The 23,129-nt window shown below is 54.2% G+C and carries 19 protein-coding genes; 6 read left to right on the forward strand and 13 right to left on the reverse strand.

Features of this window, described 5'->3' with window-relative positions:
* Nucleotides 1-8: 8 nt before the first annotated feature.
* Entirely contained in the window at nucleotides 9-1,739 is a 1,731-nt protein-coding gene (araD, locus tag REH51_RS00615) for an L-arabinonate dehydratase (RefSeq protein ID WP_009724676.1), read from the reverse strand.
* A 352-nt stretch (nucleotides 1,740-2,091) separates the two neighbouring features.
* Between araD and REH51_RS00620 the strand changes: the two genes are divergently transcribed.
* From REH51_RS00620 to REH51_RS00635, 4 genes are all read left to right on the forward strand, one after another.
* A complete protein-coding gene (locus REH51_RS00620) occupies nucleotides 2,092-2,643 on the forward strand; it encodes a TRAP transporter small permease (protein WP_009724675.1) in 552 nt (183 codons plus the stop codon).
* Between the two features lie 3 nt (nucleotides 2,644-2,646).
* Nucleotides 2,647-3,936, forward strand: a complete 1,290-nt coding sequence (locus REH51_RS00625) for a TRAP transporter large permease (protein WP_009724674.1) — start codon at nucleotides 2,647-2,649, stop codon at nucleotides 3,934-3,936.
* Nucleotides 3,937-3,962: 26 nt separating this feature from the next.
* Nucleotides 3,963-5,030: a TRAP transporter substrate-binding protein gene (locus tag REH51_RS00630; RefSeq protein ID WP_009724673.1), complete on the forward strand. Its 1,068-nt coding sequence runs from the start codon at nucleotides 3,963-3,965 to the stop codon at nucleotides 5,028-5,030.
* A 371-nt stretch (nucleotides 5,031-5,401) separates the two neighbouring features.
* A complete protein-coding gene (locus tag REH51_RS00635; protein WP_009724672.1) occupies nucleotides 5,402-6,292 on the forward strand; it encodes a bile acid:sodium symporter family protein in 891 nt (296 codons plus the stop codon).
* A 150-nt stretch (nucleotides 6,293-6,442) separates the two neighbouring features.
* Here the strand turns inward: REH51_RS00635 and frdD are convergent, their stop codons facing one another.
* From frdD to frdA, 4 genes are read right to left on the reverse strand one after another with little or no spacing between them, the layout of a single operon-like run.
* The gene (gene frdD, locus REH51_RS00640) at nucleotides 6,443-6,856 is read right to left on the reverse strand and encodes a fumarate reductase subunit FrdD (protein ID WP_009724671.1); all 414 of its coding nucleotides are present in this window, start codon (nucleotides 6,854-6,856) and stop codon (nucleotides 6,443-6,445) included.
* On the reverse strand, nucleotides 6,856-7,251 hold the full coding sequence (locus REH51_RS00645) for a succinate dehydrogenase/fumarate reductase transmembrane subunit (protein ID WP_009724670.1): 396 nt from the start codon (nucleotides 7,249-7,251) through the stop codon (nucleotides 6,856-6,858). Before REH51_RS00645 ends, frdD begins: the two co-directional genes overlap by 1 nt.
* Nucleotides 7,252-7,265: 14 nt before the next feature.
* On the reverse strand, nucleotides 7,266-8,048 hold the full coding sequence (locus tag REH51_RS00650) for a succinate dehydrogenase/fumarate reductase iron-sulfur subunit (protein WP_009724669.1): 783 nt from the start codon (nucleotides 8,046-8,048) through the stop codon (nucleotides 7,266-7,268).
* Nucleotides 8,045-9,832 (reverse strand): fumarate reductase (quinol) flavoprotein subunit, encoded by a 1,788-nt coding sequence (gene frdA / locus REH51_RS00655; RefSeq protein ID WP_498936617.1) that lies wholly within the window; start codon nucleotides 9,830-9,832, stop codon nucleotides 8,045-8,047. The genes REH51_RS00650 and frdA overlap by 4 nt, the downstream gene beginning before the upstream one ends.
* A 389-nt stretch (nucleotides 9,833-10,221) precedes the next feature.
* On the opposite strand from frdA, the gene REH51_RS00660 reads away from it, so the two are divergent.
* Both REH51_RS00660 and menA read left to right on the forward strand, forming a co-directional pair.
* A complete protein-coding gene (locus REH51_RS00660) occupies nucleotides 10,222-11,283 on the forward strand; it encodes a DASS family sodium-coupled anion symporter (RefSeq protein ID WP_009724666.1) in 1,062 nt (353 codons plus the stop codon).
* A gap of 15 nt (nucleotides 11,284-11,298) precedes the next feature.
* Nucleotides 11,299-12,225, forward strand: a complete 927-nt coding sequence (menA, locus tag REH51_RS00665) for a 1,4-dihydroxy-2-naphthoate octaprenyltransferase (RefSeq protein WP_009724665.1) — start codon at nucleotides 11,299-11,301, stop codon at nucleotides 12,223-12,225.
* Between the two features lie 31 nt (nucleotides 12,226-12,256).
* Here menA and moaA read toward each other — a convergent pair whose 3' ends face one another.
* The 8 genes from moaA to REH51_RS00705 form a co-directional block, all read right to left on the reverse strand.
* Nucleotides 12,257-13,246 carry a GTP 3',8-cyclase MoaA gene (gene moaA / locus REH51_RS00670; protein ID WP_009724664.1) on the reverse strand — a complete coding sequence of 330 codons (990 nt, stop codon included), beginning with the start codon at nucleotides 13,244-13,246 and terminating at the stop codon, nucleotides 12,257-12,259.
* 114 nt (nucleotides 13,247-13,360) lie between these two features.
* Complete coding sequence (locus REH51_RS00675; protein ID WP_009724663.1) at nucleotides 13,361-14,623, reverse strand: molybdopterin molybdotransferase MoeA; 1,263 nt, start codon at nucleotides 14,621-14,623, stop codon at nucleotides 13,361-13,363.
* Nucleotides 14,620-15,198, reverse strand: a complete 579-nt coding sequence (gene moaB / locus REH51_RS00680; protein WP_009724662.1) for a molybdenum cofactor biosynthesis protein B — start codon at nucleotides 15,196-15,198, stop codon at nucleotides 14,620-14,622. Before moaB ends, REH51_RS00675 begins: the two co-directional genes overlap by 4 nt.
* A 22-nt stretch (nucleotides 15,199-15,220) precedes the next feature.
* Nucleotides 15,221-16,042, reverse strand: coding sequence for a peptidylprolyl isomerase (locus tag REH51_RS00685; protein ID WP_009724661.1), 822 nt, complete (start codon nucleotides 16,040-16,042; stop codon nucleotides 15,221-15,223).
* Nucleotides 16,043-16,083: 41 nt separating this feature from the next.
* The gene (gene narI / locus REH51_RS00690) at nucleotides 16,084-16,776 is read right to left on the reverse strand and encodes a respiratory nitrate reductase subunit gamma (RefSeq protein WP_009724660.1); all 693 of its coding nucleotides are present in this window, start codon (nucleotides 16,774-16,776) and stop codon (nucleotides 16,084-16,086) included.
* A 13-nt stretch (nucleotides 16,777-16,789) separates the two neighbouring features.
* Nucleotides 16,790-17,602 (reverse strand): nitrate reductase molybdenum cofactor assembly chaperone, encoded by an 813-nt coding sequence (gene narJ / locus REH51_RS00695; protein WP_009724659.1) that lies wholly within the window; start codon nucleotides 17,600-17,602, stop codon nucleotides 16,790-16,792.
* Nucleotides 17,595-19,157, reverse strand: a complete 1,563-nt coding sequence (gene narH, locus REH51_RS00700) for a nitrate reductase subunit beta (RefSeq protein WP_498936619.1) — start codon at nucleotides 19,155-19,157, stop codon at nucleotides 17,595-17,597. Before narH ends, narJ begins: the two co-directional genes overlap by 8 nt.
* Entirely contained in the window at nucleotides 19,154-22,966 is a 3,813-nt protein-coding gene (locus REH51_RS00705) for a nitrate reductase subunit alpha (protein WP_498936621.1), read from the reverse strand. The genes narH and REH51_RS00705 overlap by 4 nt, the downstream gene beginning before the upstream one ends.
* Nucleotides 22,967-23,129: the final 163 nt, after the last annotated feature.

Here is a 23,129-nt window from a genome sequence, read left to right on the forward strand (position 1 = left end):
TGTTCTCCTTAGAAAATTTCCGGTTCGCCCTGACGCTGACCGCCTTGCAGGATATCGAAATCACAGCCCATATCGGCCTGGGTAACATGCTCCTGGAAAAGCGCGGTATAGCCACGATCAATGCGCGGACTTGGTGCTCGCCAGCACTGACGTCTAGCGTCTAACTCTGCCGCATCCACAAGCAGCTCTAGGCGGCGAGCAGCCACATCAAGCTCAATTTCATCGCCATCACGTACTAAAGCGAGAGGCCCGCCTACAGCAGACTCCGGCGCAATATGCAGCACGCAAGTACCATAGTGGGTACCGCTCATACGAGCATCGGAAAGGCGCACCATATCCCGAACACCTTGTGCAAGAAGCTTTTTAGGGATAGGCAGAGCACCCCACTCGGGCATGCCTGGCGCACCCCTTGGGCCTGCTTGCCTTAGCACCAAGATACTGTCTGCGGTGACATCCAGCTCGGGGTCGTCAATACGCGCCACCATATCGGCGTGATTCTCGAAAACAATGGCGCGACCACGGTGCTTTACCAATTTCGGGTCGGCAGAACTCGGTTTGATGACCGCCCCACGGGGGGCCAAGTTGCCACGCAAAACAGCAAGCGCAGCCCCTTCACATACAGGGTTATCTAGCGGGCGAATAACGTCGTTGTTGTAGCACTCGGCACCTTCTAAATCTTCCTTGAGCGTGCGACCACTGACGCTTTTGGTCGTTAGATCAAGATGATCAACTAGCTGAATTAGCAACGCGGGAAGGCCACCTGCATAATAGAAATCCTCCATCAGATACTGTCCTGAAGGAAAGATATTTGTCAGCACCGGAATTTCTCGTGCGACAGCGTCTAAGTCATCTAGAGTGAGCTTTACGTTGGCCCGTCGGGCAAGCGCAATCAAATGAATAGCCGCATTGGTGGAGCCACCGAGCGCCATATAGCACTTGGCACCATTGAGAAAGTTGTCTCGGGTGAGAATGTCAGAAGGCTTGAGGTCTTCCCAGATCATCTCAATAACGCGACTGCCGCAGGAGGATGCCATGCGTATATGCGCCGCATCAGATGCGGGGATACTGGAGGCTCCAGGCAGCGTCAGCCCCATGGTATCGACAATCGATGTCATGGTGGAGGCAGTACCCATGGTATTGCAGGTACCGTTTGAGCGAGTCATCCTGGATTCAAGATCCACCCAGTCATCTTGCGAAATATTGCCGCTGCGCAATTCATCCCAATATTTACGCGTATGGGTTCCAGCCCCTAAAGTTTTCCCTTTCCACTTCCCGTTAAGCATGGGACCTGCTGGGCAGAAGATGGCGGGAATATCCATGCTGATAGCCCCCATCAACAGCGCAGGAGTTGTCTTGTCACAGCCCCCCAGAAGAACCACACCATCTATGGGATGACTGCGGAGCAATTCCTCTGCTTCCATCGCTAAAAAGTTGCGATATAGCATGGTTGTCGGCTTCACCAGTACTTCACCAAGAGACAATGCAGGCAGCTCAACGGGATAACCACCTCCTGCCCAAACCGCCCTTTTCACTGCGTCAGCACGATCTCTCAAATGAGCATGACACGGGCTGAGGTCGCTCCAGGTATTAATGATGCCCACTACTGGCTTACCCATGAATTCCTCACGCCGTAAGCCCATTTGTTGTGTACGCTGCCGGTGCGCAAAACCACGCATGTCTTGCGAGTTGTACCACCGCTGGCTGCGTAGCTCTTCAATCTTGCGTTGCGTTCCATTCATCTTCATTGCCTTCCGGTCATAGAGGGCGGGCAATGTGAATACTGCCCTCAGCTATATTTTCGTAGCGCTACGAAAATATAGCTAAACCTTTTTCATATTGTCAACCAAGCATAAGAAAACAGGGTTCTAAAAATAGCGATTAGCCGATTTTCCTTGTTAATAGACGTTATTAATTACAATTTATTAAAATTAATACCTTTGTCTAACAAGATATCTTCTAGGCTGCTTGACAGCTTAACAGCGGGCAATTTAATATTTTCGCAGCGCTACGATAAACAATCCAATAATAATCGAAGGCACAAGACACATCTATAGTACTTATCTATAGAGCCGTTGCCTTTTGGAGCCGCTTATGCAGAAGCTTATAGCTCTACTAGATCGCTTTAACGGGATCTCAACTCGCTGGGCAGGCTATGCAGCCACCCTGCTGCTCGCCACTATGCTAGGCATCATGGTTACCCATGTGTTTTTTCGCTATGTACTGAACGACAGCTTTGGCTGGACCGAAGAACTAGCCCGCTACATGATGGTCTGGATGGCGTTTTTATTTTTCCCTGCTGCTCATCGCCAGGGTTTAAATGCCAGCTTAGAAATCGCAACTAACTGGTTTAAAAACTCTTCTCCATGGCGATTACTTCAGTTGCTGCTGGAGATATGCGTATTGGCAGTGCTCATATGGTGTATGAAACTAGGATTTGAACGTGTAGAGCGTGGCGCAACGAGCGTGAGCCTTTCTTTAGGCATCAGCATGTCTTACATCTATTTAGTATTGCCATTGAGCTTTGCCCTAACCAGTCTGAGTTCCTTAGAACGGGTGCTGCGTTTGAGTTACGGCCTCTTTGCTCCTAACGCCCTGCTGTATACGCAGGATCGGCCCAGCGCTGATAGCAATACAGAGGTATAACTTATGACTTTCGCGTATCTGTGGATTTTCCTCTTCCTGCTAGTTGCAGGCATGCCTATTGTCTTCCTAATGCTTTTTGCACCTGGCGTTAGCCTATTGCTGGAAGGAAGGCCTATGTTCCTTAACCTGCTATTCCAGCGGCTCTTTGCTGGGATAGACAGCTTCCCGTTAATGGCGCTTCCCTTCTTTATTTTGGCTGGTGAATTGATGACCGCCGGAGGGGTAACATCCCGAATAGTCCGCTTCGCTGAAACACTGATTGGTCACCGGCGAGCAGGACTTGGGCAAGTATCGGTCGCTTCTTCTTTAATGCTTGCTGGTGGCTCAGGTTCTGCTGTTGCGGATGCATCCGCCATGGGGTCAGTAATGATTCCCGCTATGAAACAATCGGGCTATACCAACCGGTTCTCTGCCGCGATCACTGCCGCATCGGCTGTTATCGCAAGTATCATTCCGCCTAGCGGCATTTTCATACTTTACGCTTTTATAATGAATGTATCGGTGGCCGGCATGTTCGCTGGGGGCGTTGTACCAGGCATTCTTATTGGCGTAGGTTTAATGATCACCATCGCTATCATGGCGCGTTTCAAAGAGTTTCCAGAGCCTCTTCCGAAAGCTAGCTGGGCTGAAAAATGGCAGGCGTTTGTCACCGCTTTTATGCCGCTGTTAACCCCCGTTATTTTGATCGGCGGTATTGTTGGTGGCATTTTCACTCCTACCGAAGGGGCAGCCGTTGCTGCATTTTATGCCTTAATACTTGGGCTTTTCTTTACGCGTGAAATTAGCTTCCGCGACCTACCCAAGCTATTTGGCAAAGCTGCCATTAACTCAGCGGTAATTTTGCTATTAGTCGGTGCTGCGGTTGCATTTGCTTCTTTAATCAGCCTTAAAGGAACACCACAACTCGTTAGCGATTTTATACTCTCAATTACCGATGACCCTCGACTGCTGTTTTTCCTTGTCGTCGCATTCCTATTAGCAGTCGGCACCATCATGGATGCTGGCCCTGCGATACTTATCCTTGGCCCAATCCTTGCCCCCGTCATGATAGGCATCGGTGTCGACCCAATTCATTTCGCAGTGGTAATGAGCATTTCCCTAATCATGGGGTTAATCACCCCTCCGATGGGCTTGGTGCTTTTCGTAGTGAGCAGCATTAGCAAAGAAAGCATCGAAAAGATTGCTTGGGAAATGATGCCACTATTCCTGGTGGAGATTGCCATTCTCTTCACCCTTGTCTACATCCCCGATCTTATTTTGGCTCTGCCACGGTTCTTTGGGTATGTCGCATAACCTTAACTTCCTTCCTTAGGAGAACAATGAAAATGATGAAGCAAGCTAAGACAGCTCTAACAACACTGTTCCTTGGTGCCGCACTAGGCAGCGCTAGCATCGCCCAAGCGACAGACCTTAATTTAGTATTTCTTGCCAATGAGGAAGACCAAGAATACGACGCTGCCCAGGTGTTTAAGAACTACGTTGAAAGCCGCACAGGCGGTGAAGTGAATGTCAACATCTTCGTCGGCGCTCAACTATGTGGTTCAGCCAACGAATGCTTTGAAGCCATGCAGGCCGGTATTGTTGATCTATTTACCGCCACGGCCGGAGGTGTAGCGGCTATCTATCCACCCATTCAAGGTTTAGATATCCCCTATGCATTTCCGGATGATCGCACAGCGATGACCATGCTGACTGATCCAGAGTTCACCGGCTTTCTGCGCGATGAACTACTGGAGGCCAGTAACGATTCCATTCGTCTGATGGCCATGACTCAAACAGGTGGCTGGCGGAATATCGTTAATGGCGAGCGTGAAGTCCGGACACCTGCTGATGCAGAGGGTCTACGCTTTCGCACGATTGAATCGCAAATCCAGCAGATTATGGTACGCGAGATGAACGCCTCACCTACCCCGCTACCATGGCTTGAAGTCTATACAGGCCTGCAAACTGGTGTCGTGGACGGAACGCTCAACTCCATTTCCGACATTACAAATATGAACTTTCAAGAAGTCATTAAGTACATGACGCTAGATAACCATGCCTACATGTCATCCATGTGGCTGATGGGAAATCAAAAGTTCCAATCACTAACACCTGAACAGCAGCGCGTCGTGGCTGACGGAGCTGCAATGATGTCGGTCATTCAGTTTGGCATTCAGCCTCGCAAAGAGCTTGAAGCCTATCGAATCTGGCGGGAAGCGGGTGGTGAACTATACACCCCCACCAATGAAGAAATGGAAGAGTTCCGAGCTATTGCAGAGCCAGTACGCGACTGGTACCTGGAAAACTTCGAAGAGGAAGGTGAGCGTTTCATTGAGGAGTTTGAGAACGCACGGGATAGAGCCCAACAGCGTGTCGATGCAGATCGCGAGTCAGTAATGCGTTAGTATAAATATAGCTAACAAATCATAGCAAAAGAGTAAAAAGGCGCATGAAAATGCGCCTTTTTTTACAAGCAAACTAGTCCACGCATTGAAAACATGTTGACCTTTCCCCTAGATTGGTGACATTAACTCAACCTAGAGCAGACGCTGAGTTTGCACTCATCACTGTTGAATAAACACATTGATTACTAATATAGAAAAATCGAATTAATGGTCATATCATGCTCTAGCTAGGCTGAAATCCTCGCTGGCTGGATTAGCCCTCGTATATAGGGTGTTAGGCACAATGGTGATGAGAGAGCTCAGACCAGGATCGAGATACAGACCTCCGCAGAACCGAACGCCTCGTTAAAACTGTTTTTCAAGGAATTGAAATGGCTCCCGATTGGTTGTCGCAAGTACTGCTTCCCTGGGTATTGGCCGGGGTGATGATGACAATGGGACTCAACCTTACCAAAATAGATATTGTCCAAACCTGTCGCCACCCTCGCCGTCTCGTGATCGGCACAAGCCTACAGATACTGGCACTACCGCTGCTGGCCTGGGGACTAGTGGCATTGCTTCCCCTTTCGCCGCCAGCCGCCGCCGGGTTGCTGCTGGTCTCGCTGGTGCCTGGGGGTGCCACTTCCAACATGTTCAGCTATCTCGTGCAGGGCGATCTGGCTTTGTCCGTCAGCTTGACCGCCATTGCCGCGGTGCTCGCTCCTTTCACGCTGCCGCTGGTGATGGGCTGGCACCTAGAATTTCTAACGTTGAGCAGTGCTGGGCTAAGCCTCCCCTACTGGCCTACCGTCGGAAAGCTATTGCTTGTAACCCTTGCACCTGTGCTCGCAGGTATGCTGCTGCGACAATTATTGGGGACATCCATACTGATCTGGATACTGCCCAAAATAAAAGTACTAACGGGAATGGCGATGATCGGCGTAGTGATCACGCTATGGTTAAGCCATGCGCAACGCCTTCCGTCACTGTTAAGCATCGAAACCCTGGCAGTGCTGCTACTGTGTGTCTTGAGTATGACGTTAGGCCACCAAGCCGCACGCCGCTTACGACTTCCTGATGCCAGTGTCCGCGCGATTACCGTTGAGGTCGGCGTGCAAAACGCAGGTGTAGCCATGATGGTGGCTTTCGCGCTTCTGCAGCAGCCAAATATTGGCTTAGTTCCGCTTCTATACGGGCTATTAATGAATGTGCCTGTATTTATCTGGATGTTCACCTGCCAATGGCGAGATAGCCAGCGAACAGTTGCGCGGCGATACTCATGAAACGGTGACTTAAATGGGCCTACTCAGCGCGAACAGCTGTTTTCAGCGGTCGTGCGTGTTGGTAGGAGAGAGCCTACAACATTTCGCTCCCCCCACCCTGTGCGGATGAATACTGTCCGTCATAAGAAGTTAGTCCTAGCGTCACACCGTTTAACCGAACATACCTACCACCACTAAACCTAGCGCCAAAACACTCAGTAAGGCGGCTGCACCGTACATCAGTTTTTTATTAAGTATGTCATTGCCCACGCTGATATCAAACAACCCGTGGCGCAGGCGGTGGGCGGCATGAAATAACGGCAAGCAAACCACCGCGCCAACAAACAGAAAGCCCGGCACACTAAACAGCAGATTGGACGCCCGCTCATAGCTCAGCGCCCCAGCAGGCAGCAGGCCAAGGGGCAGGCAAATGGCAATAAATAGAATGACGGCGGGCAAGATAACCGCAAAGCATACGCCGCCGGCACTGAACAGGCTCCACCAGAGTGGTTCATCAAAAGCTTGTTTATGCTGGGGTCCGTGTTCGTTTATAGCTAGTTTTTCCATAGCTGGTTTTTCCATCATTACGCCCTCCCCAATAGCCAGAAAAATAACAGTGCAACAGCCACTACACCTGCCCACTGACCAGCGACAATGGCCTTATCAGGAAGGCTATGCCCAGCGATGCGTAGCGGCATTACACGAGGAAACAGCACAAAGAAGGTCGCGGCGTGAAACAGGCTAGCGGCCAGCGCTAAAAGATTCAGCAGCAGCACAATGGGCGAGCCCATAAAGGCAATCCACCCCTGCCAGCTATCCGCCCCCTGAAGTAGGGCAACCATACCGGCCAGTAAACACAGCGTGAAAAACACCAGCGGCAGTACCGTGGCCTCGCGCAGCATATAGAGCTTAAAAAACCGGTGTTTCAGCCACCAGTTGCGTTTCAGTGGTGGCAGACGTTGCGATGATGATTTATGCATGATCTTTTCTCCCCTCACCCTTTAAACAGCGCAATTAAGGTATGTTTGGCAGCCTCGACCTTGCCCTGATTAACGGCAGCGGCGGGGTCGACATGCTTTGGGCATACCTGCGAACAGAAGCCGACAAAGGTGCAACTCCACACACCCTCGTGTCGATTAAGCTCGGTCATGCGCTGTTTTTTGCCATGGTCGCGGCTATCCAGGTTGTAACGGTGGGCGAGTGTTAGTGCCGCCGGGCCCAGGAATTCAGGGTTCAGCCCAAACTGCGGGCAGGCGGAGTAACAAAGCCCGCAGTTTATGCAGTTAGCGAACTGCTTGTAACGGGCAAGCTGCTCGGGGGTCTGCTGATAGGTTTCCGGTGCCTTCGGGTCATAGGGTTTTACCGGATTGTCATCTATCAGGTAGGGCTTAACCGCCGCTAAGTGCTCAAGGAATATTTCCATATCCACCACCAGATCCCGCTGCACGGGGAAGTGGGATAGCGGCTCGATGCGGATCTCGCCTTCATAATCGCGCAGGAAGGTTTTACAGCCGAGCTTTGGAATGCCGTTGACCATCACCCCACACGAGCCACAAATCGCCATGCGGCACGACCAGCGGTAGCTCAGGGTGCTATCAAGCTGCTCTTTAATATGATTCAGGGCATCCAGCAGCGAGGTGCTGTCATCCACCAGCATCTCGTACTGCTGCCAGTAAGCTTCAGCCGAGCTGTCTGGCAGGTAACGTTTAACGCTAATGTGCTTGATGCTGGTGTTATTAGTGCTGACACTCTTGGTAGTGATCTGCTCGGTACTCATACCTTGCCCCCCTTGCCCGCATCGCCGTAAGCCCGCTCAGCCGGTGCGGAAAACCGAACATCAACGTCCTGCCAGCGCAGCTCGGCCGGTGCTTCACCTTGGTAAAAGACTTGGCTGTGCTTGAGATAATTAACGTCGTCGCGTTTTTGCATGCCTTCATCTAAGCGTTGGTGAGCACCGCGGGATTCACGCCGTTCAAGTGCTCCTAGGCAAGAGGCTTCGGCAATATCCAGGCCGTATCCCAGTTCGATGCACTCCAGCAGCTCGGTGTTGAATATCTTGCTGGTATCGTTAACGCGAATTTTGGCATAGCGCTCGCGCAACTGACGCATGGTCTCAAGCGAATGGCGCATGCCTTCTTCGGTGCGGTAAATACCACAGCCACTCTCCATGGCTTGCACCATGGCGTGCTTAAGTTCTACCCAGGATTCGCCGCTGCCTTCACCATCACAGAGGCGCGCCAAAGTCGCTTGCTGATGCTCGGCTTGGGCTTCCAGCAGGCGCGTATCCGCCCACTCGGTTTGTGCCGCCCGCTTACTGGCTTGCTCACCCGCCAAGCGGCCAAATACCAGTAGCTCGGTCAGAGAATTGGAGCCCAGCCGGTTAGCTCCGTGCAAACCTACAGAAGCGCACTCCCCTGCAGCATAGAGCCCAGCAATAGACGTTTCGCACTGAGGATCGGTCTCAATTCCCCCCATGGTGTAGTGAACCGCCGGGCGAATGGGAATCGGTTCTTTCACAGGGTCAACATTGATATAGGATTTAGCCAGCTCGCAGATAAACGGTAGGCGCTCTAGGATGTATTTTTCACCCAAGTGGCGCAGATCAAGATAGACCACGTCGCTGTCACCAAACTTGCCAGTGCGGCCCGCCTGCTGCTCCTGCCAGAAAGCCTGTGAGAGTTTGTCCCGCGGCCCCAGTTCCATATATTTGTTTTCCGGCTTGCCCAGCGGTGTTTCCGGGCCAAGTCCATAATCCTGCAGATAGCGATAACCATCTTTATTGAGCAGAATGCCGCCTTCCCCCCGGCACGCTTCGGTAATCAAAATGCCGGAACCGGGTAAACCGGTGGGGTGGTATTGAACAAACTCCATGTCCCGCAGCGCCACACTGTGACGATAAGCCATGGCCATGCCATCGCCAGTCACAATGCCCGCGTTAGTATTGAAACGAAATAAGCGCCCCGCGCCACCGGTGGCCAGTATCACCGCTTTAGCACGCAGCAGCGTCAATTCGCCAGTGGCTAACTGCAGCGCAATCACCCCTATCACTGCACCTTCGTGAACCGCCAGATCAAGCACGAAATACTCATCAAAACGCTCAATCTCAGGGTATTTCAGCGAGGTCTGAAACAGCGTGTGCAGCATATGGAAGCCAGTTTTGTCGGCAGCAAACCAGGTGCGGGCAGTTTTCATGCCGCCAAAGCGGCGCACCTGCACCTGGCCATCGTCTTTGCGGCTCCATGGGCAGCCCCAGCGCTCCATCTGCACCAGCTCTTGATAGGCGTGATGGACAAAGTAGTCGACGACGCCCTGTTCAACTAGCCAGTCACCGCCTGACACCGTGTCGTCAAAGTGGGCCTGATGGGAGTCTTCAGCACTGGTAACCGCGGCAGCGCCCCCTTCAGCGGCCACGGTATGGGAGCGCATCGGGTAGACTTTTGACAGCAGCGCAATACGTTGAGGTGTCTTATGCTCCTTAGCGTGCTCAGCAGCGCCAATAGCCGCACGTAAGCCTGCCCCACCGCCTCCTACAATGACGATATCGAAATCTCGCTGCTGCATAACACTTCCTTCCGTTAGCCAGGCCAAAGCGCGTTAGTGGCGACACTCTGCGGCGTCGTCTTCTTTATTTGAACTTACCATACCCGTGGCGAGCTCTGTTCATTAGTCCAAAGGACTATTGATGTACATCAAGAAAAATAGAAATCGAGTTGGCGCTGCTTTTACCCTAGTGCCATACCATCTACTCTTCAAATAACTCACTGCCATCGGCAGGTGTTTTCGGCGTTGTTTTTAAAGAAAAAGTTTTTAAAGGCAAAGCTTTTAAAGACAAGGTCAATATTCCGGTGTGGCTTTACTGCCGAAATAATACTTAGAAAATAGAAGAACTTAAAAACAACTGAAGAGAAAGAGAGAGGCAGTATGAACAGCATTACTCAACCATCGCCTCGGTGGAAGCTATTCGCACCACTTATCATCGCCATCATTGTTGCGTTTCGATTCTTGCCCCTTTTACGCCCTCCAACACTGCACGCAGTGCGGGCACCATTTATCCGGTGATTCGCAACCTGCCACCACTTTACGACTCGCACCCCAATGACCCCAGCATGAAGCGTATGGGTAGCTTTTTGATGTGGACAGCGTTGGCTTCTACCTGCGTGACCAGCTCGCTGTTTCTAACAGCCATGGCCCCTAACTTGTTAGCCATCGCCCTAACCGAAAGCACAACCGGCATCCAGATCAACTGGGGGCAGTGGTTTATGGCCATTGCGCCAGTAGGCATTTTGCTACTGCTGTTAGTGCCACTACTTTGCTACTGGCTATGCGCCCCTGAGGTGAAAGCGGGCCATGAAATTTCTGACTGGGCAAGAGACGAGCTAAAGCAATTAGGCAAGCTCACTCGTAAAGAGATAGTACTGGTGGTAATGGTTGTCACGGCACTACTACTGTGGATTTTTGGCGGCGGCATTATCTCCGCATCTTTGGTTGGGCTGGTTGTGATTTGCGGCATGCTGCTGACAGGCATCGTCACCTGGGATGATATTCTCAAGAACAATGCCGCCTGGAATACCTTTGTTTGGTTTGCCACCTTGGTGGCGCTGGCAGGCGGACTTAGCCAAGTGGGGTTCGTGAATTGGTTTGGCAACGTGGTAGGCGGGCAAATAAGTCACTTTAACCCGCTGATGGCCATGGTGGCCTTGACCGTACTGTTCTACGCTCTGCACTACTTCTTTGCCAGCATTACGGCACACGTCACCGCCCTACTGCCGGTTATTTTGGCGGCGGCGTCTGGCATTCCAGGCTTGGATATGCAGATGTTTGTGCTACTACTGCTGCCCACGCTCGGCTTTATGGGTATTCTCACACCTTACGGCACAGGGCCAAGCCCGGTTTACTACGGTAGCGGCTACTTGCCCAGTGCACTCTTCTGGCGGCTAGGGGCAATCTTCGGGCTGATCTTCCTGGTGGCGTGGTTAGTCATTGGTCTGCCCTGGCTAATGCTAATCAATTGATTGGAAAATCGCACAATGGATTTACTCACTAAGCGCAATCACTGCCAAGCTTGGTTGCTAGCCGCTCGTCTGCGAACACTACCGCTAGCATGTGCCTCTATTCTGCTGGGGAGTGGTCTAGCAGCAGGTGAGAATGCTTATAAAACGTCAGTGCTAGTGTTTTCCTTACTGACAGCAATTGCCCTCCAGGTGCTCTCTAACCTTGCCAACGATTATGGTGATGCCACTTCTGGGGCCGACGATTATTCTCGCATTGGGCCGGCAAGAGCAGTCTCTTCAGGCTTAATCACTCCACGGGCCATGCGCATAGGGATGGCCCTAACGGCGACTGGTGCAGCGCTATCGGGACTGTTATTACTGCTTGCCACTTTTGGCAACCAGTGGGGACACATTGTTCTCTTCTTGCTACTAGGTGCTGCCGCTTTATTAGCAGCGGTGACCTATACCGTTGGGCTGGGCGGTAAGCCCTACGGCTACCGAGGGCTGGGCGACATTGCGGTTTTTTTGTTTTTCGGGTTGCTGGGAGTATTGGGAACCTATTACCTGCACACTCATCAACTAAGTTGGCTGCCGTTACTGCCCGCTGCCGCATGTGGACTGCTGGCCACTGCCGTGCTAAACGTCAATAACGTCCGAGATATCGACAGCGATGCGCGCACTGGCAAGATCACCTTAGCGGTGCGGCTTGGCCGCGCCAACGCTATAAAGTATCACTGGGCGCTGCTGGGAACAGCGCTGCTGCTCACTCTCATCTATCTGGTTGCAGTGCCAGTGCCGCTACTGGGGTGGAGTTGCCTGCTAGTGGCCAAACCACTGACTGATGCCGCCAAAACGTTAACCCAAAGTCGTGATGGCGAAATTCTAACCAGAATGCTGAAAAAAACGGCGATCTCAACGCTGCTTTACAGTGTGTTGTTGTCTATTGGCCTAATGCTGTTTTAAATATTGACATTGCGGTAGAGGAAACGTTGCGCTAACCGCCAGTTGCATTCATGAACCGCAAAACCTGAACCTCACCATCAGTAGTAAAGTAGTGGCGCTCTGGCTTTTTGTTCATTGCCGCCACAATGCTGGCTTTAAGCCGCTGGATATCACCTGGATAACGCCGCATTACAGCGCGTAAATCCACCGAGTGCTCATTGCCCAAGCAGAGGAGTAGCCGCCCTTCCGCCGTCACTCGAACACGATTACAAGCAGCACAAAAATTGTGGCTATGGGGAGAGATAAAGCCAATGCGTGACTGGCTGTTTGCCATACGATAATAACGGGATGGCCCTAGGGTGCTCTCGGTGGTGGGTAGGAGTTGATAATGGTTTTCTATGGTCTCGCGTACCGCATCAGTGGAAAGAAAGGTTTCACCACGGTTATGCTCGCTGATAGCGCCCAGGGGCATCTCCTCGATAAAGCTGATATCGACTTGTTCATCCCGGGCAAAGTTTACCAAGTCGATAATTTCGTCGTCATTACGCCCCTTAAGCAATACAGCGTTGAGCTTAATCGACTGAAAACCAGCGCGGCGTGCGGCACGGATACCCGCGATCACTTGGTTTAAGTCACCTGTTCGGGTTAATGCTTTAAAACGCTCGGGCTTGAGCGAGTCAAGGCTAATATTGAGCCGATGTAGCCCGCCTTGGCGCAAAGCATCGGCATGTTTGACCAGCCCTGAGCCATTGGTGGTCATAGCTAGCTCGCGCAGGCCCTCCAATTCACCGAGTTTTTGCACTAGCGTTAGCACGCCCTGGCGTACCAGCGGCTCACCACCAGTTAGACGGATTTTTTCCACGCCCAGCTCGACGAATGCCTGCGAAAGGGTGGCTATTTCCTCAAGGGTCAGCAATTGGGTTCGAGGCAGGAAGGTCATCTCCTCGGCCATGCAATATACACAGCGAAAATCACAACGATCAGTTACCGATATACGCAGGTAACGCACCTTACGGCCAAACCCATCGACCAAGACGCTCATAGTGAGGGCTCCTCTATTTGAGAACTAACCAGCTGTATGTGTGGCTTGTGATGTGAAGACATACCCTCTCCTATAAAAGCTAACGAGGTCAGTGGTCACGACTGAAAAAGTGATTCAAGCGGCGAACTGATTGATGGGGTAGTAGTGATACGCCTCCCCTTCTGCCACATCGATTTCGGGGTTAATCATTAAATAACCATCAGCTTGGCTAGCCGCACCAAGCATATGCGAGCCCTGTCCGCCCGCTAACTGCGCCACGGGACTCCCCTGTGACCAATCCAACACTACCCGTAATAGCTCGCAGCGCCCTTTGGGCCCACGCTGAGAGAAGCCCGCTGTTACTGGAAAACACTGTAGCGAAGCTAAGTGTCGACCCTGCATAGCATGAATAAACGGCAGCGCCAGCAGTTGCCAGCCCACCAGGGAGGCCACGGGATTACCCGGCAGCGCCATTAACGGCGTGCAAGTGGAAGGCTCCGCGCCTAGATAACCGAATGCAAAGGGCTTTCCGGGTTTCATCGCAACACCATGAAAATATAGCCCACCGCGCTGCTCGATCACCGGACGAACGTGATCCTCCTCGCCTACCGAAACGCCACCGGTGCATATCACCACATCTGCAATGGTTTGTGCGTGCTCAAAGGCCTGGTGCAATGACTGCGGCGAATCAGCGATGACGCCCAGGTCCAGTACATCGCACTGCGCTTGTGCGAGCAGTACGTTAAGCATGGCGCGATTGCTGTCGTATACCTGTCCCGGCGATCGCACCGTGCCTGGGGCAATCAGCTCATCGCCGGTTGAGAGCAATGCCACCCTTAGGCGCCGCTTGACGGCAACGATATTGATCCCGTGGCTTGCCAGAAGCGCAATCGACGCTGCATCAAGAAACTTACCCGCAGCGAGTAGCGGGGTTCCCATGCGGGTCTCCTCGCCTTGACGGCGAATATTAGCGCCTAGCACCAAGCTACCCTCAAGATGTATATGCCCGCGCTTATCAAGGGTTACCCGCTCTTGAGGCACCACAATATCCGCCCCTATGGGTACCGGCGCGCCGGTGAAAATACGCGCGCAGCCCCCTTCGGGTAGGAGCATGACACCTGCGCCAGCTGGCACGCGTTGAAGAATGGGCAGGCCTGCACCGCGAGGTGCCGCTTGGTAATCAGCCAGACACAGCGCGTAACCATCCATAGCGCTATTGTCCACACCTGGCATATCGAGAGGTGCAACCACCGTTTCTGCCAGCACTCGCCCCGCCGACTGTTCAAGGGAGACGTTTTCTACGGCATTAATCGGCGTGGCTGCGTCGATAACTCGTTGGCGTGCATCAAATAAATTTAACAAGCCGGGCGTGACTATTTCTGCGCAGTGACAGTTCATAAGCGCTCCGAAACATGCGACGTCGTTTCTACTTGACGTCCACTACAAGCAGGAGCAGAAGGCAACACCATTGCTACAAAGTTGCAGGGCCGAGTGCGGGAGTCCAACTGCAATGAGATGATTTTTTCCCACGCCAATTCACATGCTTTGGGCGAACCGGGCATTGCAAACAACAGTGTCTGGTTGGCAACCCCGGCCACCGCCCGAGATTGAATAGTCGACGTGCCAATCGTTTGCAGAGAGTAGTAGCGAAACAGCTCGCCATACCCCTCAATTGCTTTGTCAAAAAGAGGGACTAATGCCTCTGGTGTGGTATCGCGAGCAGTGAAGCCCGTACCGCCATTCACCAGGATCGTCTGAATTTCGTTACGCGCAATCCATTCCGAAACCACAGCACGAACCTGATAAATATCATCAGGCACGATGCGCCGCTCCACTAGGTTATGGCCGCTTTCAATAAGATGCGCGGCGAGTAAGTCACCACTGCCATCCTCATCGAATCCACGCGTATCGGAAACGGTTAACACCGCGATGCCAAGCGGAGTGAAAAGTGCATCTACGGGAACATGGGACATCAAGCATCTCCTATTAGCGTTTCTATTGCAGCAAGCTGCCGCCAGCATCGTCATCCAGCACAATCCCTTCGACGCCTATTTCGCTCTCTAACATCAGCAAATAGTGACGCAGCGCACGTCGAGTTGCCTGCTCCCGTAGGCTATGGCGCACCCGGTCGATAACCTGATCGAAAGGTAACGCCCTACCTTCTCTGCGCTCGTCAATACTCACCACATGCCAGCCATAGCGAGACGCCAAGGGGCGCTCGTGTAGACCTTCGGGCAGGTGCTGCAAAGCGCGATCCAACTCTGGAACGGTTTGCCCCGACACTAGCCAACCCAAATCACCATCCAGCTCTTTTGAAGGGCACACGGAGTGGTGTTGAGCAAATTCGGCAAACCGTTCGGGTATCTCATTAAGCTGTTCGAGTAGCTTCTCACCAAGCTGGTAGGCGTCGTCGCGACCCTGGGAGTCATCGGGTGCGGCCGCGAGCAGGATATGCCGAACGCGTAACTGCACCGGCTCACTGAAGCGCTCTCGGTGGGTGTCAAAAAAGCGCTGGCAATCTGCTTCCCCCGGTTCCGGCACCTCAAGCTCCTGTTCGAGCAAGGCAGCAATCGCCGCATCTTCCTGCGCTTCGCTAACGTCCTGTGTCGATAGTAGGCCCAGGACGCTAGCACGCTGGCGAAGCAGCTCTCGGACCACCAACGCACGGGCGGCCTGAAGCTGAGCCTCCCCCGCTGTTTCGGCGGGGTGATACTGCATCTCCAACGCAATCGTTGCTTCATCGATAGGGGTGTCGCCGACACGTACCGGAGGCGCAGCAACGCCCCCAGGTAACTGTTCGATATCAATCATCTGCATGTTATTTCTCCTCTTGCCTGGCCGAGCACAAGCCAGTTTTTTTAGCTGCGGCGGCGGACAAGCTGGTACCTACGTGTGATATAACCAAACGGCGCGCTCCACACATGCACCAAGCGGGTAAAGGGGAACAGCAGGATGATGGTCAGGCCGATAAAGATATGCAGTTTGTAGATCCACGACACTTCCTGCATGTAGTCCGCCGCACCGCCGCTGAAGAAGACAATCGACTGCGCCCAGCTGGAGAGGGTTAGCATCATTTCACCGTCCATATGGCCTAGCGAGAAGATGATGGTCACCATGCCAAGGCCCGCCTGCAAAACGATCAACCCCAGGATCAGGGTATCCATCAAGCTGGAAGATTGACGCACGCGTGGATTAAAGATGCGCCGATATAGCAGCATGGCACCGCCCACCAGGCACATGGCACCGGCAATACCGCCCACCACGATAGCCACTAGCTGTTTAGTACCGGCGTGCAGAAACGGCGCGTAAACCCAGTGCGGTGTGAGCATACCTACCAGATGGCCGAAGAAAATCACGATAATACCGATATGAAACAGGTTGCTGCCCAGGCGCATATTCTTTGAAGAGAGCATCTGGCTAGAACCGGTCTTCCAGGTGTACTGACCATGATCAAAACGGAGCAGGCTGCCAAGCAGAAACACCGTGCCAGCGAGATAGGGGTAGTAACCGTAGATCAGATGGGTTAAGTAATGCGCAATCGCGTCATACATGGTGATTCTCCTATTAACGATCGGCGGAAGGAGCGGAAGAGGCATTTAAAGACGGAGCAGGCATAATGCGTACCGGCTGGCTCTGAACGGTGTGCTTGCGCTCAGCCAAGCGGCGGCCTTCGGCAGACTGCAGCGCGCAATCCTCATCTGAGGTTGCTGAGAAACGCACCGCTTCTTCTTCCCATACAGCGTCTAATGCTTCGGGGGTGTTGTCCGGCGCTTCTTTTTTGACCTGGGGCCGATGCTCCTCAACATCTCCCTCGGCGCCGATTAATGCCAATAGTGACAACGGTACCAGCGCGTGATCCGCTCCCCGCTCCTCCAGCCGTGCCGTCAGCAACGCCAGGATATGGCGTATTTCGCCCAGCCAGCGGCCAATCTCGGCGTCGTCGCACATTGAAAGGTATTCAAGAAATACCGGTAGATGATCGGGCAGTTCACGGGCATCCAGCTCGAAACCGGCCGCGCTGTACTCGGCCATAAGATCCACCATGGCCTGGCCACGGTCACGTGATTCACCGTGTACGTGTTCGAATAACAGCAGCGACGTAGCCCGCCCCTTATCGAACATGGCGACGTACTCGGCCTGCAGCTCAAGCAGGTCGCCCTCTTGGAGACGCTGACACCACTCCATTAGTGACGACTTGAGAGCCGCCCCCAGGCGGCGCTCGGCATTGAGAATTTCGATGAGTTCGCCGCAGGCATCCTGCAGTTCCTGGGTCGGGTAATCGAGCAGGCGGGCCAGTACGCGTAGGCTACGCATACCCTGTAGCGGCTCGAACGACGGCTCTCCCGGGGTCGGCGATTGGGTAGCGGCTTCAGTCATGACGAGACTCCTCAAGTTGCGGCTGCGGGTCGAAGACCTCTACCGGTTTCACCAACACGCTGGTCTGCTTACGGCCATTAAACAGGTTGGGCTGGCTCTCACCGTGGCAACCATCACCAAAGGTAAAGCCGCATCCGCCCCGTTCCGGGAAGGCTTCGGTGGCCATTTCCCGATGGCTGGTGGGGATCACAAACCGATCCTCGTAGTTGGCAATGGCCAGGTAGCGGTACATCTCTTCTACTTGGGCGACGCTCAGCCCCACGGCATCGAGCACGTCGGCATTGGGGGCACCCTCCACGTGCTTGCCGCGCATGTAGACACGCATCGCCATTAAGCGCTTGAGTGCCAACACCACGGGCTCCTCTTCACCAGCAGTCAACAGGTTAGCTAGGTACTTCACCGGGATACGCAGTGATTCAATCTTCGGCAGGATGCCGTCAAACTCCACATGCCCCGCCTCAGCGGCGGACTGAATCGGCGACAGCGGCGGCACGTACCACACCATCGGCAGCGTGCGGTATTCCGGGTGCAGTGGCAGCGCCAACCCCCAGTCGATAGCCATCTTGTAAACCGGTGAGGCCTGGGCGGCTTTGATGACGTTATCCTGAATGCCATCCCGCTTGGCCTGGGCAATCACTTCCGGATCGTTGGGATCAAGGAAGATCTCACATTGGCGATGGTAGAGGTCACGCTCATCCGGGGAGCTTGCCACTTCCTCGATGCGATCAGCGTCATACAGCAGCACGCCGAGATAGCGAATGCGGCCCACACAGGTCTCGGAGCAGATGGTCGGCTGACCGGCCTCGATACGCGGGTAGCAGAAGATGCACTTCTCGGACTTACCGCTTTTCCAGTTGTAGTAGATCTTCTTGTAGGGGCAGGCGGAGATACACATCCCCCAGCCACGACACTTGTCCTGGTCGATTAGAACGATGCCATCCTCTTCCCGCTTGTAGATCGCACCGCTAGGGCAGGACGCCACACAGGTGGGGTTCAAACAGTGCTCGCACAGGCGTGGCAGATACATCATGAAGGTGTTTTCGAACTGGCCGTAAATATCTGCCTGCACCTTGTCGAAGTTGGCGTCTTTGCGCCGCTTGGCGAACTCGGTGCCGAGGATCTCTTCCCAGTTGGGGCCCCATTCGATCTTTTTCATGCGCTGACCGGAAATCAGCGAGCGCGGACGCGCTACCGGCTGGTGCTCACCGATCTTGGCGGTATGCAGGTGTTGGTAGTCGAAAGTGAACGGCTCATAGTAGTCATCCATCTCGGGCAAGTCGGGGTTGGCGAAAATGTTCGCCAGCACCCGCCATTTGCCACCAATACGCGGCTCAATCCGACCGTCGTTACGGCGCATCCAGCCGCCCTTCCACTTGGCCTGGTTCTCCCACTCTTTGGGATAGCCGATACCGGGCTTGGTCTCGACATTGTTGAACCAGGCGTACTCCATACCTTCGCGACTGGTCCAGACATTTTTGCAGGTCACCGAACAGGTGTGGCAACCGATACACTTATCAAGGTTGAGAACCATGCCTACCTGGGAACGAATTTTCATTTCACGGCCTCCTGAGCACTGTTCTTGAGAGCCACGTTCTCCTGAACACTGTCATTGCCTTCACCATCCAGCCAGTCAACGTGTTTCATCTTGCGCACTAACACGAACTCATCGCGGTTTGAGCCGACGGTGCCGTAGTAATTAAAACTGTAAGAGAGCTGCGCGTAGCCGCCGATCATATGGGTTGGCTTGGGGCAGACACGGGTGACCGAGTTGTGAATACCGCCCCGCGTGCCGGTGACCTCAGAGCCAGGGACGTTCACGTTGCGCTCCTGGGCGTGGTACATCATCACCATGCCCGCTTTGACCCGCTGGCTGACCACTGCCCGCGCGGCAATCGAGCCGTTGGCGTTGTAGACCTCGATCCAGTCGTTGTCCTCGATATCGATCTCAGCCGCGTCCGCCTCGGAGAGCCACACCACCGGGCCGCCTCGGTTAAGCGTCAACATCAGCAGGTTGTCCGAGTAAGTGGAGTGAATGCCCCACTTCTGGTGCGGCGTGAGGAAGTTCAGCGCCTTGCTCTTGAAGCCGTTGTCGGCGGGAAGCTGGAAGCCTTTGGCCGCCTTGGTATCGATGGGCGGGCGATAGACCAGCAGGCTTTCACCGAAAGCGCGCATCCAGGCATGATCCTGATAGAACTGCTGACGACCACTCACGGTGCGCCAAGGGATCAGCTCGTGAACGTTGGTATAACCGGCGTTATAGGAGACATGCTCATCCTCAAGGCCGGACCAGGTCGGGCTGGAGATAATCTTGCGCGGCTGAGCGACGACATCGCGGAAGCGGATTTTTTCGTCATGTTTGGGCCTTGCCAGGTGGGTATGGTCACGCCCGGTAATTTTGGAGAGTGCATCCCACGCTTTTACTGCCACGGCGCCATTAGTTTCCGGTGCCAGGGTCAGAATCATCTCGGCGGCATCGATAGCGCTGTCGATCAACGGGCGCCCTTTATGCGGGCCGTCCAGCTTGCGATGGTTGAGTTTGCCCAGCAGCTCGACTTCAGCATCGGTATTCCAAGCGATGCCCTTGCCGCCGTTACCGATACTTTCCAGCAGCGGCCCTACGGAGGTGAAGCGCTCATAGGTTTCGGGATAGTTGCGCTTGACCTCAATCAGCGATGGCATGGTCTTGCCGGGAATCGGCGCGCATTCGCCTTTCTTCCAATCCATCACCGTCGGTTGGGCCAACTCTCCTGGCGAGTCGTGCTGCATCGGCAGCGTGACCAGGTCGGTCTCTTCGCCCAGGTGGCCTACACAAACCTTGGAAAACGCCTTGGCAATGCCCTTGTAAATATCCCAGTCGCTGCGCGATTCCCAGGCCGGGTCGGTGGCGGCAGTCAAGGGGTGAATAAAGGGGTGCATGTCAGAAGTGTTAAGGTCGTCCTTCTCATACCAGGTCGCCGTAGGCAGCACGATATCCGAGTAGAGGCAGGTGGTGGACATGCGGAAATCCAGCGTCACCAGTAGGTCGAGCTTGCCTTCCGGCGCTTCGTCACGCCATACGACTTCTTCGGGCTTCTGACCGCCGAAGTCGCCCAGATCTTTACCCTGAATACCGTGGCGAGTACCCAGCAGGTACTTGAGCATGTACTCATGGCCCTTACCGGAACTACCCAGCAGGTTGGAGCGCCAGATGAACATATTGCGCGGGAAATTCTCTGGCGCGTCCGGGTCTTCTGCGGCAAAGCGCAGCTCACCGCTCTTGAGCTGCTGAACCGCATAGTCGGCAGTGGACATGCCCGCGGCTTCGGCTTTTTTCGCTAAGCGTAGCGGGTTAGTGTCCAGTTGTGGTGCTGACGGCAGCCAGCCCATGCGCTCAGCACGCACGTTAAAGTCAATCAGGCTACCGGGGTAATCCTCGGCCTTGGCCAACGGCGAAAGAATTTCTTTAATCTCGAGCTTCTCGTAGCGCCACTGGGAGGAGTGACTATAGAAGAAGGAAGTAGAATTCATATGGCGCGGCGGGCGCTGCCAGTCGAGGCCAAAGGCCAAAGGCGTCCAGCCAGTCTGCGGACGCAGTTTTTCCTGACCCACATAGTGGGCCCAGCCGCCACCGCTCTGGCCGATACAACCACACATGATCAGCATGTTAATCAGGCCGCGGTAATTCATGTCCATGTGGTACCAGTGGTTCATACCGGCACCAACGATGATCATGCTACGGCCGTTGGTTTTATGGGCGTTGTCAGCAAACTCTCGAGCAATGCGGGTGCACTGCTCTGCTGGGACACCGGTGATTTTCTCCTGCCACGCGGGGGTATAGGGGCGGATCTGATCAAACGAGGTCGCGCCATCATCTTCGCCGTCGCCGACAAAGCCACGGTCGATACCGTAGTTGGCACACATCAGATCAAAAACGGTGACCGCCAGCATGTCGCTGCCATCGGCTCTCTTCAAACGTTTGGCGGGCAGGTTGTGGAACAGCAGGTCGTCAGCAGCACCGACGCCAGCTCCTTTGACGTGCTCAAAGTGTTCGTGTTCGATACCACCAAAGTAAGGAAACGCAACGCGCGCGACGCTATCGTGGTGATTGACCAAACTTAGCAACGGCTTGATCTCGGTGCCGGCGGCGTCCAGCGATTCCAGGTTCCACTTGCCCACTTCGTCGCCAGTTTCGCCCCAGCGGAAACCGATGGAGCCGCGCGGCACCACCAACTGGTCACGGGTTTCGTCCCAGGCAACGGTTTTCCACTCGGGATTGTTTTCCTGGCCCAGGGCAGCATCAAAATCACTGGCACGCAGCTGGCGACCCGGTGCGAAGCTGCCATCTTCACGCGCTTCCAGTTCCACCAGAAACGGCATGTCGGTATAGCGGCGCACATAGTCGGTGAAATAGGCGCTGGGGTTCTCAAGATGGAACTCTTTGAGAATGACATGGCCCATGGCCATCGCCAGGGCGGCATCGGTACCCTGCTTGGCGGACAGCCACTCGTCGGTCAGTTTGGAAACTTCGGCATAATCCGGAGTGATCGAAACCGTTTTGGTGCCCTTGTAACGTACTTCGGTAAAGAAGTGGGCATCCGGGGTACGCGTCTGGGGCACGTTGGACCCCCAAGCGATAATGTAGCCGGAGTTGTACCAATCAGCGGACTCGGGAACGTCAGTCTGCTCACCCCAGGTCATTGGCGAGGCCGGCGGCAAGTCACAATACCAGTCGTAGAAGCTCATGCAGACGCCGCCAATCAGCGACAGGTAGCGGCTACCTGCGGCGTAGCTGACCATCGACATGGCAGGAATCGGCGAAAAGCCAATGATCCGGTCGGGGCCATACTGCTTAGCGGTGTAAACGTTAGAGGCAGCGACCAGCTCGTTGAGCTCATCCCAGTTACCGCGAACGAAGCCGCCCATGCCGCGGGCACGCTTGTACTGTTTGGTCTTGGCAGGGGCTTCAACAATCGACGCCCAGGCATCTACCGGATCTGGGTTAGCCTTCAGCGCTTCGCGCCATAGTGCCAGCAGCGGCTTGCGAACCAACGGATACTTGAGACGGTTGGCGCTGTACAGGTACCAGGAGTAGCTGGCACCGCGCGGGCAACCACGCGGCTCATGGTTGGGCAGGTCGGGGCGGGTACGGGGGTAATCTGTCTGCTGGGTTTCCCAGGTAACTAAGCCGTTCTTGACGTAGATCTTCCAGCTACAGGAGCCGGTGCAGTTCACCCCGTGGGTGGAACGCACCACTTTATCGTGCTGCCAGCGGGCACGATAACTATCTTCCCATTGACGGGATTCGCTACGTAGTTCGCCGTGTTCATTGGCAAAAGGTTCGCGGGACTTGCGAAAGAAATTCAGCCGATCTATGAAGTGACTCATGGTCGATCTCCAGGCTCCTCGGAAATTTGCGTACCCGCTAGGCGGGCTCCATGGAGTGGATTCTGCGTGATCGACAAGGGAATTACTGCGTGATTACCTCCATATACACCCTATCTACCCCCAAGGTGATAGAGCGGCCAACGTAAAGGAATAGACGGTTGGC

Source organism: Halomonas bluephagenesis (assembly GCF_054790765.1).

Coding starts and splice junctions, on each gene's coding strand:
- REH51_RS00650 (WP_009724669.1), bottom strand. CDS start 8,048: ATGAGTACCGAGCAGATCACTACCAAGAGTGTCAGCACTAATAACACC.
- narJ (WP_009724659.1), bottom strand. CDS start 17,602: ATGACTGAAGCCGCTACCCAATCGCCGACCCCGGGAGAGCCGTCGTTC.
- REH51_RS00685 (WP_009724661.1), bottom strand. CDS start 16,042: ATGCAGATGATTGATATCGAACAGTTACCTGGGGGCGTTGCTGCGCCT.
- moaA (WP_009724664.1), bottom strand. CDS start 13,246: ATGAGCGTCTTGGTCGATGGGTTTGGCCGTAAGGTGCGTTACCTGCGT.
- REH51_RS00675 (WP_009724663.1), bottom strand. CDS start 14,623: ATGAACTGTCACTGCGCAGAAATAGTCACGCCCGGCTTGTTAAATTTA.
- REH51_RS00705 (WP_498936621.1), bottom strand. CDS start 22,966: ATGAGTCACTTCATAGATCGGCTGAATTTCTTTCGCAAGTCCCGCGAA.
- REH51_RS00645 (WP_009724670.1), bottom strand. CDS start 7,251: ATGCATAAATCATCATCGCAACGTCTGCCACCACTGAAACGCAACTGG.
- REH51_RS00625 (WP_009724674.1), top strand. CDS start 2,647: ATGACTTTCGCGTATCTGTGGATTTTCCTCTTCCTGCTAGTTGCAGGC.
- narI (WP_009724660.1), bottom strand. CDS start 16,776: ATGTATGACGCGATTGCGCATTACTTAACCCATCTGATCTACGGTTAC.
- frdD (WP_009724671.1), bottom strand. CDS start 6,856: ATGATGGAAAAACCAGCTATGGAAAAACTAGCTATAAACGAACACGGA.
- REH51_RS00635 (WP_009724672.1), top strand. CDS start 5,402: ATGGCTCCCGATTGGTTGTCGCAAGTACTGCTTCCCTGGGTATTGGCC.
- menA (WP_009724665.1), top strand. CDS start 11,299: ATGGATTTACTCACTAAGCGCAATCACTGCCAAGCTTGGTTGCTAGCC.
- REH51_RS00630 (WP_009724673.1), top strand. CDS start 3,963: ATGAAAATGATGAAGCAAGCTAAGACAGCTCTAACAACACTGTTCCTT.
- frdA (WP_498936617.1), bottom strand. CDS start 9,832: ATGCAGCAGCGAGATTTCGATATCGTCATTGTAGGAGGCGGTGGGGCA.
- narH (WP_498936619.1), bottom strand. CDS start 19,157: ATGAAAATTCGTTCCCAGGTAGGCATGGTTCTCAACCTTGATAAGTGT.
- REH51_RS00620 (WP_009724675.1), top strand. CDS start 2,092: ATGCAGAAGCTTATAGCTCTACTAGATCGCTTTAACGGGATCTCAACT.
- moaB (WP_009724662.1), bottom strand. CDS start 15,198: ATGTCCCATGTTCCCGTAGATGCACTTTTCACTCCGCTTGGCATCGCG.
- araD (WP_009724676.1), bottom strand. CDS start 1,739: ATGAATGGAACGCAACGCAAGATTGAAGAGCTACGCAGCCAGCGGTGG.